The sequence below is a fragment of the Stieleria sp. genome (assembly GCF_041595215.1).
GTDB classification, from domain to species: Bacteria; Planctomycetota; Planctomycetia; order Pirellulales; family Pirellulaceae; genus Stieleria; species Stieleria magnilauensis.
On record NZ_JBFHKV010000048.1, the window covers coordinates 1 to 16,751 of the forward strand.

Annotated in this window: 11 protein-coding genes; 5 read left to right on the forward strand and 6 right to left on the reverse strand. The window is 58.5% G+C overall.

Annotation, left to right across the window (positions count from 1 at the left end):
• Window positions 1–309: 309 nt before the first annotated feature.
• Window positions 310–843: a cytochrome c nitrite reductase small subunit gene (nrfH, locus tag ABX749_RS03395; protein WP_372894760.1), complete on the forward strand. Its 534-nt coding sequence runs from the start codon at window positions 310–312 to the stop codon at window positions 841–843.
• 55 nt (window positions 844–898) lie between these two features.
• Window positions 899–2,443 carry an ammonia-forming cytochrome c nitrite reductase subunit c552 gene (locus tag ABX749_RS03400; RefSeq protein WP_372894761.1) on the forward strand — a complete coding sequence of 515 codons (1,545 nt, stop codon included), beginning with the start codon at window positions 899–901 and terminating at the stop codon, window positions 2,441–2,443.
• Window positions 2,444–2,580: 137 nt separating this feature from the next.
• On the opposite strand, the gene ABX749_RS03405 is transcribed toward ABX749_RS03400, so the two are convergent.
• Complete coding sequence (locus ABX749_RS03405) at window positions 2,581–3,066, reverse strand: hypothetical protein (protein WP_372894762.1); 486 nt, start codon at window positions 3,064–3,066, stop codon at window positions 2,581–2,583.
• A gap of 304 nt (window positions 3,067–3,370) precedes the next feature.
• Window positions 3,371–4,705, reverse strand: a complete 1,335-nt coding sequence (locus tag ABX749_RS03410) for a hypothetical protein (protein WP_372894763.1) — start codon at window positions 4,703–4,705, stop codon at window positions 3,371–3,373.
• Between the two features lie 354 nt (window positions 4,706–5,059).
• Between ABX749_RS03410 and ABX749_RS03415 the strand changes: the two genes are divergently transcribed.
• Window positions 5,060–6,394: a hypothetical protein gene (locus tag ABX749_RS03415; protein ID WP_372894764.1), complete on the forward strand. Its 1,335-nt coding sequence runs from the start codon at window positions 5,060–5,062 to the stop codon at window positions 6,392–6,394.
• A 99-nt stretch (window positions 6,395–6,493) separates the two neighbouring features.
• Here ABX749_RS03415 and ABX749_RS03420 read toward each other — a convergent pair whose 3' ends face one another.
• The 4 genes from ABX749_RS03420 to ABX749_RS03435 all read right to left on the reverse strand — a co-directional run bounded on the left by ABX749_RS03420 (window position 6,494) and on the right by ABX749_RS03435 (window position 12,478).
• Window positions 6,494–7,072 (reverse strand): GDYXXLXY domain-containing protein, encoded by a 579-nt coding sequence (locus ABX749_RS03420; RefSeq protein ID WP_372894765.1) that lies wholly within the window; start codon window positions 7,070–7,072, stop codon window positions 6,494–6,496.
• Window positions 7,065–8,450, reverse strand: coding sequence for a DUF2157 domain-containing protein (locus tag ABX749_RS03425; protein ID WP_372894766.1), 1,386 nt, complete (start codon window positions 8,448–8,450; stop codon window positions 7,065–7,067). Before ABX749_RS03425 ends, ABX749_RS03420 begins: the two co-directional genes overlap by 8 nt.
• A gap of 954 nt (window positions 8,451–9,404) precedes the next feature.
• Window positions 9,405–10,727, reverse strand: coding sequence for an ABC transporter permease (locus tag ABX749_RS03430; protein WP_145220237.1), 1,323 nt, complete (start codon window positions 10,725–10,727; stop codon window positions 9,405–9,407).
• The gene (locus tag ABX749_RS03435) at window positions 10,727–12,478 is read right to left on the reverse strand and encodes an efflux RND transporter periplasmic adaptor subunit (protein WP_372894767.1); all 1,752 of its coding nucleotides are present in this window, start codon (window positions 12,476–12,478) and stop codon (window positions 10,727–10,729) included. The genes ABX749_RS03430 and ABX749_RS03435 overlap by 1 nt, the downstream gene beginning before the upstream one ends.
• 610 nt (window positions 12,479–13,088) lie before the next feature.
• On the opposite strand from ABX749_RS03435, the gene ABX749_RS03440 reads away from it, so the two are divergent.
• Together ABX749_RS03440 and ABX749_RS03445 are read left to right on the forward strand one after the other, a co-directional pair.
• Window positions 13,089–13,985 (forward strand): response regulator, encoded by an 897-nt coding sequence (locus tag ABX749_RS03440; protein WP_372894768.1) that lies wholly within the window; start codon window positions 13,089–13,091, stop codon window positions 13,983–13,985.
• Between the two features lie 10 nt (window positions 13,986–13,995).
• On the forward strand, window positions 13,996–16,751 hold a 2,756-nt coding region (locus ABX749_RS03445; RefSeq protein WP_372894769.1), incomplete at its 3' end, for a response regulator.

The window sequence follows — 16,751 nt, forward strand, 5'->3', positions numbered from 1 at the left end:
GGCAAGCGGGGTCGTCGCTGGGCAGTGTGTCGCCATCTAGCCGCCGCGATGAAAACACGCCCCCAAACACGCCCCGCCCTTCCATCCAAGGCCGAAACTCGCACATCACCACAGCGATTGGCAGAGACCGTGATATCGAATGTGTGACGGCTTTCGCATGAACGGCTGGACATTCGGCCCAGGCCGTCACGCGAGACAAACCTTTCGGGTAAAATCCTCACCCGCAGCCATCTGGCATGCCGATGGAAGGCACGTCGAAGCACATCCGCAGCAGTCCGCACAGGACGCGCAAACGACCGGAATGGATCAATGACGGAGGAGACGCTCACCGAGCCCCCATCGGAACCGGAATCGAACGAGGCCGGTGAATCCTCGGTCGCTGCCTCCACACCGCGTTTCCGAAAAAGCGTGGTCGCATTGGCATTGACGCTCGGCGTGCTGGCCGGCGTCGGGACCTTCACGTTCGGCTACGGCAAAGGGGGCAGCTACATGAGCAATCAACCGCAGGCGTGCGTGAATTGCCACGTGATGCAGGATCACCTTGATTCTTGGCAGCAGAGCAGCCACCACCACGTCGCCGTCTGCAATGATTGCCATCTGCCGCATGATGCGATCGGAAAATGGGTGGTCAAGGCGGACAACGGCTTTTTCCACTCGCTCGCCTTCACGTTCGGCGGCTTCGACGACCCGATTCAAATCAAGCCCCGCAATCGACGGGTGACGCAAAGCACCTGTGTCGATTGCCACAAAGACTTTGTCCACAGCTTGCTGCCGGCCACCGAAGGCGCCGACATGCTCTCATGCGTCCATTGCCATGCCGACGTCGGCCACGCCGGGCGTTAAATCCTTCCTACAGTCTACATTCACGGCTCGCCCCCCTCTTTTCCAACGCATGAACATGTCTTCAGAGACGAAACGCAGTTCCGGATGGATCGCGATCTTGACGGTCCTGACCACGCTCGTAACCGTCGGCGTGCTGATGCTGCTGGTCAGTATCTTTGAACACAAACAGGAAGCCCGAACGCCGTTTATCAAGGTGGTCGAGGTGACGGAACTCAGCAGCGACCCCAAACCCTGGGGACTGAACTTTCCGCAGCAATATGAAGACTATCTGAAAACCGTCAACGACGACTACACCGACTTCGGCGGCAATCACGCGTTGCCGCCCAGCAAGCTGGAAGAGCACCCGTGGCTGAAGCGATTGTTCGCCGGCTATGCGTTCAGCATCGATTACCGCGAGGCACGCGGCCACTCGCACATGCTGGCCGATCAAGAAGTCACCAAACGGGTCACCGATGTCCAACAAGCCGGTGCCTGCCTGCACTGTCACGCATCGATTATTCCAACCTATCGCCGCATCGGTCTGCAAGAGATGGGCAAAGACGCGTCGCCCGTGGCGCTCAGCAAAGACTTCAACATGGACGCGGTGATGGCGGGATTCAAAGCGGTCAGCCGCAAGAACTACGAAGAGGTCCACGCCGAACTCGAGAAAACCGCGGACGGCATCGACGTCCCGACCGGCGATCCACACATGGGCGGCGCCCATCCCGTCTCCTGCGTCGATTGCCACGACCCGGACACCATGCAGATTCGTGTCACACGACCGGGATTCATCCTGGGAATCGACAAATTGGCCAAGAGCGACGATCCCGTGCCGCACCTGCCCAGCATCGGACAATGGCGCGCCGACGGGGCCAAAGGAAACTACGACCCCAACACGATGGCCACCCGCCAGGAAATGCGGACGTTCGTCTGCGGACAGTGCCACGTCGAGTACTATTGCGCCAACAAAATGACGCTGACGTTCCCCTGGGGCAACGGACTGAAGATGGAAGACCTGGAAGCCGAATGGGACGCAACAACCTTCCCCGATGGCGGCGAATTCTACGATTACGTTCACAAGGAAACAGGCACCAAGGTCTACAAGGCCCAGCACCCCGAGTTCGAACTCTGGAGCCAGGGGATCCACGCTCGATCCGGTGTCAGTTGCAGCGATTGCCACATGCCCTTTGAAAAGAAAGGCGCAACGAAAGTGAGCAGCCACTGGGTCCGCAGCCCGATGACGAACATCAACAAGGCCTGCCAAACCTGTCACAACATCCCCGAGCAAGAAATCAAAGACCGGGTCGACATGATCCAGGATCGCACGCGAGCGTTGATCGATCGCGCCGCCGCTGCCGTGACTGACCTGTTCGACGCCATCATCGAAGTCCAAGCGGCCGGGGCGACCGACGAGCAACTTGCCCCGATCCGCAAACTGCAACGCAAAGCGATGTGGCGACTCGATTACATCGCCAGCGAAAACAGCAAAGGCTTTCATGCCAGCCAAGAAGCCGCACGTATCCTCGGCGAATCGATCGACTACAGCCGACAAGCGATCGCACTCTGCTACAAACTGGATCTCAAAACCCCGCAAGCCACTGAAGCGGTGGCAGCGGAATAGGCCACATGAGATCAAGACGTCGCCCGCACCAAAACGCCAACGACTCACCACATCAATAACCTCAACTCGGTGACTGATGGTCACCCGCATGCACTGATCTGCCACCGAACTTGCGGGCGTTGCGACAACTTCACAGTCTACTCTGCAACAGGCGTTTGGCTTTGTGTCTCGTAAAACTTCTTGACGAGGCTCCGGTCACGAATTCCAATCGCGGCTCCACGTAGATCATCGAGGATCCGACTGATCTCCAGGTGGACGGGAATGGAGTTAGTGACAATGAGAAGATGTTCGCCATGCTCGTTGCACCGAGCATCCAGTGTGCCGTATCCGCCTACGGATTCCCAGGTTTCGGGCTTGGCCTTTTCTGCAACCAACTTCAGAAGGTCGGCAACAGCGTAATCGGCGTGCTCGTTTGGAAACGCCTTCTCAATAACCGAGTCAATCGGGTATTCGACTGTCAACAAGTCTCGTTCGGACAACCGCTGATTCATTGCCGTATCAAAGCCCTGGCTATATCCTGAGTGTTGCCCTAGCCGATAGGCATGCGCAATCAAAGCGACCATGGTCGCACAAAATGCGACTGCACCAAGCATTGCACGTAGACTGAATCGTTTGCTGACCATTGTTGACTGACCATCGTTTGTTTAAGCAGGTTGTTTCACGTGACAGTGTGCCTTGCTCAAAACACGCCGGTTCGGGCAAACGTCGGACGCTGAAGCGAGTACACCGAGTACCCATTCTCAGCGGTCGACTCCTGATACAAATGACAAATTGCGATCGATCCGCGCATGGGAAAGAACGGGGAGCCATCGGGCGCTGAACGTTGTCGCCCCTCCGCGCGTCCGTCGAAGGAACTCGATTAGAACGGATCGTGGCTGAGGGTGCCAGCGTTTACAAATTGTGCGGACGACATCCACCCACGCAGAATCAATTTTGTTTCCGAAGCGTGAACGCGCCTTGATTGTTGCCGGCACGCCAAACAAAGTCGATCCGCGGCCCCTGATGATCGCTGACAATCGTCCCCTGGTTATCGCCCCCTGCGCTACCCTTGATGGCGTGAACGTCTTTGCTGTTCCAGGAAACGAAACTGTCCGTTGCGATCCCCGATACTTCACGCACCCAGCGTGTACTCTCAAATCTCGCTTTGAAACGACCTCCGTCTCGCTCAAGCACAGTGAGCTTAAAACCTTTGGACATGGAATCGCTGCCGTTCCAAACCGAATCGACTTGGAAAGCATCAGCGTTTGCAGTGCCCACTACCATCGGCCGCTGACGCTTCGGCAACTCATACGGCCCCACCGACGGGACATGACGCCGCAAAACGTCCATCACAGCCTTGTAGATGTAGGGATTGTTCTCCTCGGCGCGCTGATTCTTTTCGGACCACGCTTCGTAATTCAGTTCCTCAAATGCCACATCATCCAGTCTTCCGAGTTCGATCACGATGTCACGCATGACTTCCGCACCGGTTAGCGCTGCGTCACGCAGCACGGGCGTTCCGTCCGAATAGCGAAGCGATCTCAGCTTTCTGTCCAGCAGTTTGCGACTGAGCAAACCGACGCGGTCCGTCTGCCGCGCGATCGGGTTCCACAGCACGTACTCAGCGTCGTACGTCATATTGACCAGCATTTTTTGATGCTGCAGTGTCTGTGGCCATGGTCCGCTCGGCGAGTATTTCACATGCCCAAGCCCGTCCCGACCTAACGCATGCTCGGACCAGCGAGCCATCCCCTCCAGGAACCACCCGTTTTTGAAATACGTCGTTCCATACTGCACCAAGTGGAACGTTTCATGTGCCGGCGTGATGTTCTTCATCGGATTAAGTCTGGAGTTGATCGACATGACGATCGCTCTGTCGGTCGATTTGCCCTCCGGAATCTGCCGCGCGCGTTGCGAGGCCGTAAATGCCAACCCGTTCCCCCCGCCCAGATCACGCAGGCTGACTTGAATGCAATTCACCTTCTGATACCGCGCACTCCCTAACGGATCAGGAAAATTCAACACCACACAGAACAGATGATGCGCCGCCCAAACTTGTTTCGCGATGTCTTCCACCCGATCCGGTACTCCGGAACGATCGATGTCCGCCAGCGGCACCCCGTCTTTCCCCTCGGTCGCGTAAAAGACGCGTATCGGATCGAGAACGTAGTGTTTCGTGAGGACCGACTGAGTTGGCTGGGCGGAGACGGCCGAGGCCGAAAGACTGAGAACGACGCCGATGGCAAAAGCAAACAGGCCAGCCGCTAGTTGAGGTCGTTGCATTGGTTGTATTCGCGTTGCCAGATATCGAACTGCGATCTATCCACGCACGCAGAGGAACGGGGATCCATCGGGCGGTAGAACGTTATCGCCCCTCCGCGAGTCCGTTGCAGGGACTCGATTAGAACGGATCGCGGCCGAAGGTGCCAGCAATCGCCCATCGTCCTCGCGAAGGATCCTCCGCGACGCCGCATCATTCGGAGCGCAGCCTGAGACGGGGTCGACACGAGGTGGCTTGCAGCAGAACGAAATGTGAGCGACCTTATCCAAATCGAAGTCGCATGTTTGACGGCCCCAACCGCGGATCACACGGATCGCTGCCAATCGGAAAGTTCATTTGTATCGATGAGAGTTTTCATGTTGATGTCTGGCACCTTGCAGAAGTATTTGGCGAGTCTGATTTTTCTATTTATCCAAGGCCCCGCAGACGGTCAGAGCATTACCGCAGTGCGCATTGACGGTCGCCCTGACACGCCAGGTTTTGACCCAATCATTGATGAATCCACGTTTACAGCGGTCGGCTCTTCTTCTCAAGCTAACGCCGGGTTTAATCAGTCTTCACTGCCGGCAGGCTCAACCAACATCAATGGTCCGTCTGTTATCCGTGTGCCCGATTGGATTCCCGCCGCCGATCGCGTCCACCCCGATGCGAAGTACTACTTGTACTTCGGGCACCACATTGGGCGCGACATCCGTATGGCGTGGTCTGATTCGCTCACCGGCACCTGGTCGCTCTTCAATTCAGGTGACGCCCCCGACCGATCCTGGGGAAACAGCGGCAACAACACGGGAGCGCAGACGCCCAGAAGTGGAGTGCTTTCGATGGTTCAATCGAGGCTTGATGCCCATCCAGGTAGTGAAGTCATCGCTACGAATCACATCGCATCACCGGAAGTTCATGTGGATCACCAGAACCAGCGGATCATCATGTATTTCCACGCAACGTCGCAACTAATACCCGGGATTACCGGGCAACAGACTTTCGTTAGCACTTGCAGCTATGGGTTAAATTTCAACCCGACACACCTAGGAGGAGAGGTCGGTCAAGGGATGCGTGAAGTCCTACCGGTGGGAGCTTACGCAAGAATTTTCGAAGTCGGTGGTCAAACATTTGCATTTTCAAACGGAGGCAAACTTTGGAAAGCACCACGCACCAACGATGTGGGTGAGATCAACACGATTGCCAACGCCGATACGCCCGGCGGCTTGTGGAAGCCGAGCCCGGATGTAAGCATCACCGACGACAACTGGTGGGAATTGGTCGATCAAAGCGGCAATCCGATGCAGACACTTTACGTCCAAAATGGCGAAGGGACCGGCGAGATACGTCACTCAACCGCCTATACACGAACACACATCGACCCGAATGACACCAACGTCTACTTGTTCTACTCTGCCAAAAACGACACTCCCGAACGCATCTTTTTATCGGTGATTGACACCAACAACGGCAGCACCGACACCGGCCAATGGAAGGCGAACGGGCAACAACTCATCCTCCAAGCGGAACTTGACTGGGAAGGGGCCGACCTACCAGCAACGAAATCAGCCAACGGCGCACAGGTCAATGTCAACCAATTGCGCGACCCCTTCATTTTCGAGGATGAAGGCAAAGTCTATTTGTTCTACACCGGCGAAGGGGAAGAAGCGATCGGCTTTGCCGAACTACGAGGCTTCAGCAGCTCACCCTAGCTTGAGTCCAGCCCACCTTCGGCTCAGCGGCGTGAGACATCGACCGGCACCCGTCAACTCCGGCAAAGCGGTCAGTCGGGTGAGGCGACCGACGGATTGTCAGTTGATCACGAGCCGTTTCAGAACCGCTTTACCGGTCCGGTCCAAAGCGACCTCAGCCGAGAGTTTTCGGCTACGCACGGCGCGCTCGTAACGCAATCCCTCGCCTTCCTGGACAAAGAATGACTCGATGCCATATTCAATCCGATGCGAATGCGTCATTTGCCCCCGCAAGAATCTCCCGCTTGTCGGCGGACGAAGACTAAACCTGTCCGCCCGCCAGTGCTTGCCATCCTCTTCGGGCACCAACGTGACGTACACCGTTTGCCCTCGAAGGTCGGTGGATTGAAGCCCCGGAATCCCTTGCGGTGGGACTCGACTGAATTCATAGTTGAGGATGACATAGTCGCCTCGAAACAGATCGCGTGGATCCACCGGCACGACGCGTAGTAGGATCGTGTCGCCAGCGACCAGCGTCTGCAAAGGTGTTGCGATCATCGCCAATAGCACAACGACTTGGAACCCAACACCGACAATCACAACGGCTCGCTCCCGACGCTTGATCCAGCCGAGTCCGCGGTCTACCCATGCGAGCCCGGGCAACACTGAATTGCTTTGTTGATCCATCGTATCAGTCATGTTGCGGCCGCCTTCGCTGGCGCCAATAGAATGCCACGCCGAACAGAGCTCCTCCGCAGAGGAAAAACATCACCGCCGCACCTAACATACCACCAAAGTCGCCGAACAGGTCGACGTATCGTACGACGGCCCAGAGCAGAAAATACAGCACGCCGGCCGCAAATGGCTGGCCCCTGTCTTCTCGAAGCCCAACACCGACAAGCCAAACAGCGAGAAAGAGCATCGCGATATTCGCGACGATGGTTGGCAGTATTGGCTCGCCCATCAACAAGTGCCACAGCTGCAGCATGACCATTAGCAGCACCAATCCGATCGGCAGCCATTGCCGGCGAACAACCTGTCCAACCTGTGAAACGACGGAAAGTTTCTCCGGCGACTGATGGCGTTTGAACACGGCCGTCACGGAGATGATCGCCATCGAGAGCATTACAATCACAAGCGCCAGTATGCCACTCCTCGCATCAAATGCTGAACGCTGAATCTCTTCGTTGAATTCATGGAAACTCATCGCCAAAAGGACGCCAGCGGCCAGCAGAACCCCGAACAGGCGGTAGGGAATGGCAAATGGAGCGCCGCTGGAATGGCTTTCCGCGATGACGAGCATCAGCCCGCCGACAGCGCCGATGAAATAGACCGTCTCCTCCTCCATATCCCAGGCGATGGGTTGCAGAATGATCCACCACGCCAATAGCGGAACGTACAGGGCGACCGTGGCGACGGAGCCCTTGCGATACGCCCACATCAGGCCGGGAAACGCCAGCAACGGAAGCGAGTATGCGCCGTTTGGGATCCCTCCCCAACGCCCAAAAAACCACAATCCAATCTCACCGAAGCGGATGATCTCCATTCCGCACCAGATCGCCAGTAGAGCAACCAGCAACGTGTGAACCAACAGGGTGTCCAGGCAAAGTGCAAAGGGCAGAACCCCTACAGCCCACCACCAGACGCCGTCAGGATAATGGGCGTTGAGATGAAAGATCTGAGCCGTCAAAAAAATACCGGCACCGTAGAACAGGCAACCCAGGAAAAAAACGACTTCGGACAACAACGTCGCGTGACGATTAAAACGCAGGACGAAACCGGCACCCTGCGTTCCGACGATCATGCCGAAGATGAGAAGCAGCTTCAACGCGTCGGGCATCGCGTTCCAGTTGTAGCCGATCAACAGCAGCGCCCCCAGCCCGACCAAAAGGGCAGCAACGCCCATTAGCGTAAGCAGCGCTGTGGATCGTTTGCGTTCGGACAGTTCGGCTTGCGTCTCGTAGAGACCGAGGATCCGATCGGCCTGATCCGCGGACAGTACACCTTGCAACTGCCAGTCATCGAGTTGCCCAACAAGCCAGACTCGCTGGTTTTCGGAAATGCAACGCTTGACCATGCCTCAGGCTCCCGCCACCAAACGTGACGCTTCATCGGGTTCTCGTGCAATCACTCTTCGGCGCAGCTTGCTCTTCACGACGAGTCGGCCGATTGCGTGCTGTCCTCGCGGGTGATCGGAATGCCCATGGCGGAGAGGAGCATGTTACCAAGCAGAAACACAGTCCCTCCTGCGACAATTGCGATTGGAATGCCAGAACGTTGTCGCCCTTCAGGTGGGACGGCGATGGGACTCGATTAGAACGGATCCTGACAGTGCGTGCCAGCGATACCATCCCACGCGACGCGAAGTGACCGCCACCACGGATTCCGAAAGCCCGGCGGGCTGACAGAGTGCTTGCCGGGTCCGTCAGGGCCCGGGCAGCAACCGCAACGTCGGGGCAGGCCTGGAAGGCCGACACAGCGCGCACCGGGTCGAAGCCGCAGCATGGACTGTGTCGCCCTTCCAGGGCTGCTGCAATAAAGAGAGCCTCTCGACCGGCGGCTCACGCCGCCGGCACACACTCTGCCTGCCCTCCGGGCATCCCCCAGGCCCATGGCTTGCGGCACCCGCTCATTGCACCCGCTCATTGCGATCGTTGCCCCCTTCCCCAAACCGTCCGCTTCACAAATCTCCTGCATGCGGTCCATCGGCGTCGCGCGGCATACCACGTTTTGATCTCATGGGTGCACACCAAACATCCAAAGGCACTCGACTCCCAAGAATCGGCGCGTCGTGCGTTCGGTCGGTTTCGTCTTTCAATAACAGAAGAACACCCTCTGACCACACGACGCGCGTCACGGGAAAGCCTTGCGTTTGCGGATCACACGATGGGCCACAAGAGATCAAGACGGCGATGAGAGTGATGGCAGAAAGACACCGGGCAGGATGATTTCAGCCGGTCATCATTCTGCCCCGGATCATTCTGCCAAATTCTTTCTCGGCCGGTTGCCACGCGCAGCGTGACCGACGCGTCTATGTCTTTCGCAGGGCTTCGATGGGGTTCATCGAGGCGGCTTTGTAGGCCGGGTAGACTCCGAACACGATCCCGATGCCGACGGAGATGCCGAAGGCCAAGCCGATCGAGGAGAAGCTGGTGGCGGTTTTCATCCCCGCAAACACGGTCACGATGATCGGGATCGCGATCCCCAAGACAATCCCGAGCACTCCACCCATCGCGGACAACACCGTCGTCTCCAACAAGAACTGACGAATGATGTCTCGCTTCTTGGCCCCGATCGCGCGGCGGATCCCGATTTCCCGCGTCCGCTCGGTCACCGTCGCCAGCATGATGTTCATGATTCCGATTCCGCCGACCAGCAGCGAAATGCCTGCGATCGCGCCGAGCACCATGTTCCAGATCCGTTTTTCGTGTTCCGCCTGGGCCATCAACTCCAACGGCACCAGCACCTGGTAATCAGTCTTCGACGCGTGGCTTTTTTCCAACAGCCCACGCACCATGTTGGCGGTCGGAACGACACGATCGGACGCCTCCTTGCCGGCGTCACCGCTGGCCACAGCGAGGGTGATTTCGGTCAGTTCGACGCGGTCGTATTCACGACTTCCCTGCGAGCCGGCGCGGGACAGGAATCCGAATCGGCCGCGGCCTGTATCGAGCGGGATAAAAATGTCCTGGTTGGCATCGCCGCCTTCAGCCTGGCCGGCTCGGGCGACACCACTGTCACGTTCTTCCAAAACGCCGACCACTCGGAACGCGGTGCCACCGATCAAGATCGGTTGGCCGAGCGGATCGTTGAACCCGAACAACTTGCGTGCGGCGCCGTCGGCTAGGACGGCGACGTTGGACATCGATTCCAGGTCGTGTGATTGCAGAAAGCGACCGCGGGCGACTGAAATACTGCGGACGTCGCGCAGTTGCGGCGTGGTCGCCAGAACCCGAGCCTGGGCGATCCGATTGCGATGATGGGAGACCTCCTGCCGCTTCATCATCACCGGCACGACGCTTTCTCCGGTCGGCAATTGGCTCAGCGCCCGGAGGTCGGCGTACGTCAAACCGTAGGCGTTCACCTTGTAGCGGCTGGTGGTGACCATCGCCGGCTGGGTTCCACTGCCGCCCCCGGCGTCAGGTCCCGACGAGGGCTGGACCGTGCGGATGATGACGTTGTTGGCACCCAAACCGCGGATCCGATCGAGTGCGTCCTGTTTGCTGCCTTCGCCGATCGACAACATCGCGATCACCGAAGCGACACCCAGGATGGTCCCCAACAACGTCAACGAGCTGCGCATTTTGTGCAGCAGCAGGTTGCGGATCGCCAGTTTGAGAGTTGCCCACCACATCAGGAATCGCCGCTAAGAAGATCGTCGATGAATTGGCGTGGATTCAGGGCCACCTGATCACCCTCGGTCAGCCCGTCGATGATTTGCACGACCGAATCCGTTTGACGTCCCGTCTGGACCGCTCGGGTGACAAGTTGATTGTGATCCCGGACCAGCACCCACGTCTGCTTGTCTCGTTCGATCACCGCTTGGATCGGAACGGTCAGTGCGTCGTCGATCGAATCGATCATGATTTCCGTGACCGCGGTCATGCCGGGTTTGAGTTGATCGACGGTCTGATCGATCGTGACGGTCGTCGCGTAGACTTTCGTTTCGCTACCGCGCCATCCGTTTTGCTCCGGCAACACGGCGATCGATTGGACCGTCCCGATGTATTCGTTCTCGGGAAAGGCGTCGACGGTGATCCGGGCCTTCATCCCGATGCGAATCTGTTCCAAATCCGATTCGTGAACCGCGGTCTGGACCTGCATCTTGTCGAGTGCCGGCAGCGACATCAGGTGTTGTCGAAAGCGGACCGGCATGCCTTCGCGGATTTCGTCGTTTCGATCTGAGGCATACGCGACCATCCCGGCTTCGGGTGCAAAAATCTTGCAGGCGGCGAGCTGTTCGGTGTAGCGTGCCAGCCGCTCCTCTTCCTTCTTCAGCGATTCGGTCCGGGCGCGCAAGATCGCTTGCACCTGGGCCAGCCTGGCTTCGTTGTTCCGCAACGTCTGCTCCAGCCCTCGTTCGGCGGTCTGCAATTTTCCGCGTAAACGCAACAATTCCATTTCGCGTTCATAGTTTTCCTTTTTGCGGAGCGTTGCCAACGAAGTCTCGAGCTTGTTCAGTTGGGCGGCATACTTGCCTTCGGCTTGCAGAAACGCGAGTTCGCTTTTGCGCAGCTCATTGCGGTTGGCGTACCCGAGCTTGTACAGCGAGTCGATCCCGCGGCGGTCGTCGCGTCGCAGTTCCAGTGTCGCCTGGGCTTCGAGGATCTGGTTGTTGACCTCGTCGATGGAACGCTTGATTTCCTCGACCGCCAACTTCAGCGTTCCGCTTTCGTCGTCGGTGTACATTTCCAGTTCCAGTTTGGCGAGCTGGACTTGCAATTCGGCTTCCGCTTTATTGGTTTCGTTCTGAACGATCTGGTTGTTGTAATTGGCTTCGGCCTGAATCTGTGTCGAGCGGGCGTCTTCGGTTTCTAACATCTGCTCGTCGAGGGCTTCACGCATCGGGGCGGATTCCAGTTCGACCAACAAATCGCCCTCTTTGACACTGCTGCCGTTAGGGATGATCCACAGGATCGGGGTGCCGTTGATTCCGTCACGCTGGACGTCCTCGACCATGCAGTGGATTTCCCGGTTGGATTGACTTTGCAAATTCCCCCGTTCGATCACGGTAACCTGCAAGCGATCCCGTCCGACGGTGTGCAGCAGCACGTCCTCGTCGACCTGGCCGCCGCTGCCGAAAAACAGGGCCGAGAGGGAGAACCCGAGGATCGGAACCGCGATCAGGGCGGCCAACAGGGGCAGAAAGTGGACCACCCCGTGTCGCTGCCGAGGCGTGGTGGTGTGCCTGCGGCGCCCACCACCGCGACGGCCGGGCCGGCCAGCCGCGGTTCGGCCAGGCTTCGTTTGGTTCGCCGCCGCTGCCAGGCGGGCGTCGTCGAAACGGGCGGGGCCTCCGAGCCTGGTCGTCGCGACGTTGAGATCGTTTTCGGATCGAAACGCTGGTTCGGCCGAGATCGGCCGAGGATCGATGCAGTTGGACATGGCGTCGTCGGTGGGCTAGGTAGGTGGGAGGGAGGGATGCGGAACGCACCCGCCGCAGCCGTTGGACGCCGACCGGACCGACCATCGCGTCGGATACAGGTTGGCGGATCCTCTCAAGCGCGTGCGATGCGGTCACGTCGAATTGCGGGGCAATTCGTATGCCGGACCCCATCAAATCAGGGGTTTGGTCGACATTGCACGTCGATCGGCGCAGGCAGGGCTGCAGGTGGGCTTATGGTGGGTCGTGGCGGGACGTCTTGACGGCGAAGCGACACGGGGGGTGGGCTGGGCAGTCAAAACGCACACTCAGTGTAGTCGACCAACAAGCCCGTGTCTCCCTAGCCTATCGGAAGTTGGCAGGAGGTCCCAACCAGGCGATCCAGGCAGATTAAACTGGATCTTTTACATTTTGTGCAAGACATTTGTCCGGCCAAACTGGCCAGCCCGGTCGACCGGGAGGACCGGAAAACTCGCCGCAAGATGGAAGTTCCCAAACTGCCGCCAGATTGTCAGTTCTGTCGGATCGTTGAACGCGAAAAACGTGTAGGATGGGGGGTGGTTCGGTCGCAGGACCACTGTTCACGCTCACACCATTCGGAAAGACGGCATCATGGCGAAGGTATTATTGGTCGAAGACAGTCCGACTCAGGCGGTTGAGATGCGGATGCTGCTGGAGGAAGGGAGTCACGATGTCCGACATGCGGCCAATGGACGATTAGCGATCGAGATCCTGGCCAGCGAACCGTTGGACATCGTCGTGACCGACCTGGAAATGCCGGAGGTCAACGGTTTGGAATTGGTGGAAATGATGCGGTCGGACTACGCACACATTCCGGCCATCCTGGTCACCGCCCGCGGATCGGAAGACTTGGCCGCCGAAGCGCTTCAAAAAGGGGCCGCCGGCTACGTGCCCAAAAATCACCTGCAATCGCTGCTCAACGACACGATTGTCGACGTGCTGGGGGTGATCCGAACCGACGCCAGCTTTGCCAAGCTGATCTCCAAGCTGACCAAGAACGTTTTTGAGTTCCAGCTGCCCAACGACAGTGACTTGATTTCACCGCTGGTCGGGCTGCTGATGCAAGTCGTCTCGGGGATGGAATTGATCAGCGGCGCGGAAATGAATCGACTGGGCGTGGCGATCGAACACGCGTTGATCAACGCCATGTATCGAGGCAACTTGCAACTCGGCCCGTCGGTGACCCCGGCTCATCACGCGATCATCTACGACGACGCGACCTCGGATTTGATCGAGCGGCGGAAACAAGAAGCCCCCTACAAGGATCGCCAGGTCTACGTCGAGGCCACGGCCGGCAAAGACGAAATCAAGATTGTGATCCGCGACGAAGGAAACGGATTTGATACTTCCAAAGTGCCGGACAAAGTCGACGCGAACCTGTTTGCGGCCGAATCCGGCAAGGGGTTGGTGCTGATGAAAAGTTTTGCCGACGAGTTGCGTTTTAACGAAATCGGAAACGAGGTCACGATGATCAAGAAGTGTTGTTAGAACCAGACCGATGGCAGATCCGCATGGCATCGAAACGGACCCACCGGCCCCAGATGATTCGTCCTGGGATGATTCGGGCAGCGACGTGCTCGACTCCCTCGCGCCGCATCACTCGCTCGCCGCGTATGAGTCGCTGGTCAACACGTTACCGCTGAGTCTGTTGATCAAGGACATCGATGGTCGGCGGCTGTTTGCCAACGAGACGTACCTGAAAACCCGCGGCTGCACACTCGACGAAGTGCTGGGCAAACGCGATGACGAACTCTTCCCGCCCGACATCGCCCAGGCCTACATGAAGGACGACCGGCAGGTCATCCGCACCGGCGAATCGCTGCACAGCGTCGAAGAGTCGATCGATAAATTCGGCCAACGCCGCTGGATCGAACGGATCAAAAGCCCCGTCCTGGACGCCCATCAACGCGTCATCGGTATCCAACTGATCTTCTGGGATGTCACCGATCGACATCTCGCCGAAAGCGAACTGAAATACGAACGCTATCTGCTCACCGCGCTGCTGGAAAACATCCCCGACAGCATCTATTTCAAAGATCCGGACAGTCGGTTCGTTCGGATCAGCGAAGCGATGGCGAAAAAGTTCGGTCTGGCCAGCGCCGAAGTGATCGGAAAAACCGACGCCGACATCTTTACCGAAACGCACGCCGCCGCGGCCCGCGAAGACGAATTGCAGATCATGCAATCCCGCGAACCCGTCGTCGATCTCGTCGAACGCGAAACCTGGCGCGACCGGGACGACACCTGGTGCATGTCCACCAAAATGCCGTTGATGGAAGACGACGAGCGGGTGATCGGCACCTTCGGCATCTCACGTGACATCACCGAACTGATCAAATACGAAGAAGCGCTTCGCAAAGCCCGCGACGAAGCCGACGCGGCCAACCGGGCCAAGAGCGATTTCCTGGCCAACATGAGCCACGAGATTCGGACGCCGATGAACGCCATCATCGGCATGTCCGAACTGCTGGCCCAAACGAAACTCAACAACGAACAACTCGACTACATCAATCTGGTGCGTGATTCGGCCGAATCGCTGCTGTTGTTGCTCAACGAGATCCTTGATTTTTCGAAAATCGAATCGCGGAAACTGCAACTGGAATCGATCCCGTTCTCGTTGCGCGATCTGATCCAGCGGACCAGCCAATCGCTGGCCATCCGTGCCGCCAAAAAGACCATCGAACTGGCCTGCCGCGTCGCACCGGATCTTCCCGATCGCTGGATGGGAGACCCCGGACGGTTGCGTCAGGTGATGATCAACTTGATCGGCAACGCCATCAAATTCACCGACGAAGGCGAGGTGTTGGTCGAAGTCTGTGCGGGAGATCCGTGCCCGAATGCACCTCCCAATCACCTGCCGCTGCGGTTCAGCGTCAAGGACACCGGAATCGGGATCCCCAAAGAAAAACACGCGTCGATCCTGGACCCGTTCACGCAAGCCGATGAATCGACCACGCGTCGGTTCGGCGGCACGGGGCTGGGGCTGGCGATCTCGAAAGAATTGGTCCAGTTGATGCATGGAGACTTGCAACTGGAAAGCCGCCCCGGCCAGGGCACGACGTTCTACTTCACGGCGTTCTTTCCGCTGGCGGAAGACCAAACCGTTGACCGAGAAGGCGACCTGGAAAGCTTGGCCGAGATGTCCGTGCTGGTCGTCGACGACAACGCGACAAACTTGCGAATCCTGAAAGAGATTCTGACCAACTGGCATTTGACCCCGACGCTGGCCGCCGGAGGCCCCAGCGCGCTGCAAGCGGTCACCGATGCGGCCCAACGCGGCCAGCCGTTTCAGCTGGCGATCCTGGATTGCATGATGCCGGAAATGGACGGGTTCGAACTCGCCACACAGCTCCGCAGCCAGTTCTCAAGCGAACAACTGAAGCTGATCATGTTGTCGTCGTCGTCCAGCGGCGATGCGTTGCAGCGCTGCCAGGACATCGGCATCGCCCGCTACCTGACCAAACCCGCCGTGCAATCGGAATTGCTCGACACGATCCTGCAAGTCATGCAGCGAAAAACGGCCGCCAAGATCGATCCGCGTGCGAGCCTGCCGGAATGCTTGCCGATGCGTGTCTTGGTCGCCGAAGACGGCCTGGCCAATCAACACGTCGCCGTCGGCATGCTCCGCGCGTCGGGCCATCAACCCGTCGTCGTCAGTGACGGACGCGAAGCGGTCGCGCGGTACGAGTCCGAACCGTTTGACATGATTTTGATGGACATGCACATGCCCGTGATGGACGGCATCGACGCGACCAAGGCGATTCGTGCCCATGAGCGCGTCACCGGTCGGCATATCCCGATCATCGCGTTGACCGCCGCGGCGATGAAGGAGGATGCCGAGGCATGCGCCCGATCGGGCATGGACGGCTACCTGACCAAACCGATCCACCAGCGGCGGCTGCAAGAAATGATGGCCCAGTTCGCCCCCGCCACGTCCGTGCTCGCCGCCTTCGGCCAATCAGGCCCCGGAAAAGCTGGCTCTGGACGGGCTGCAGTTGCCGCTCCCAACGAACCGGCGGCGATCGCCCCAGCCCAAGACCAGAGCGACGCTTCCACCGCAGTCCAAGGCGGCGGCGCCACCGCCGCGTCTCCTTCGAATCCCGACCCCGATGCGACTGGCTCCAGCAACTCTGGCTCCAGCGATTCTGGCCCCGCTGAGTATCGGACGATCGATCTGCAAGCGGCGGCCAGCCGAATCCCCGGCGGATCACGCGGTCTTGCGCGGCTGGCCGAAGTGTTCATCGCCGAATGCAC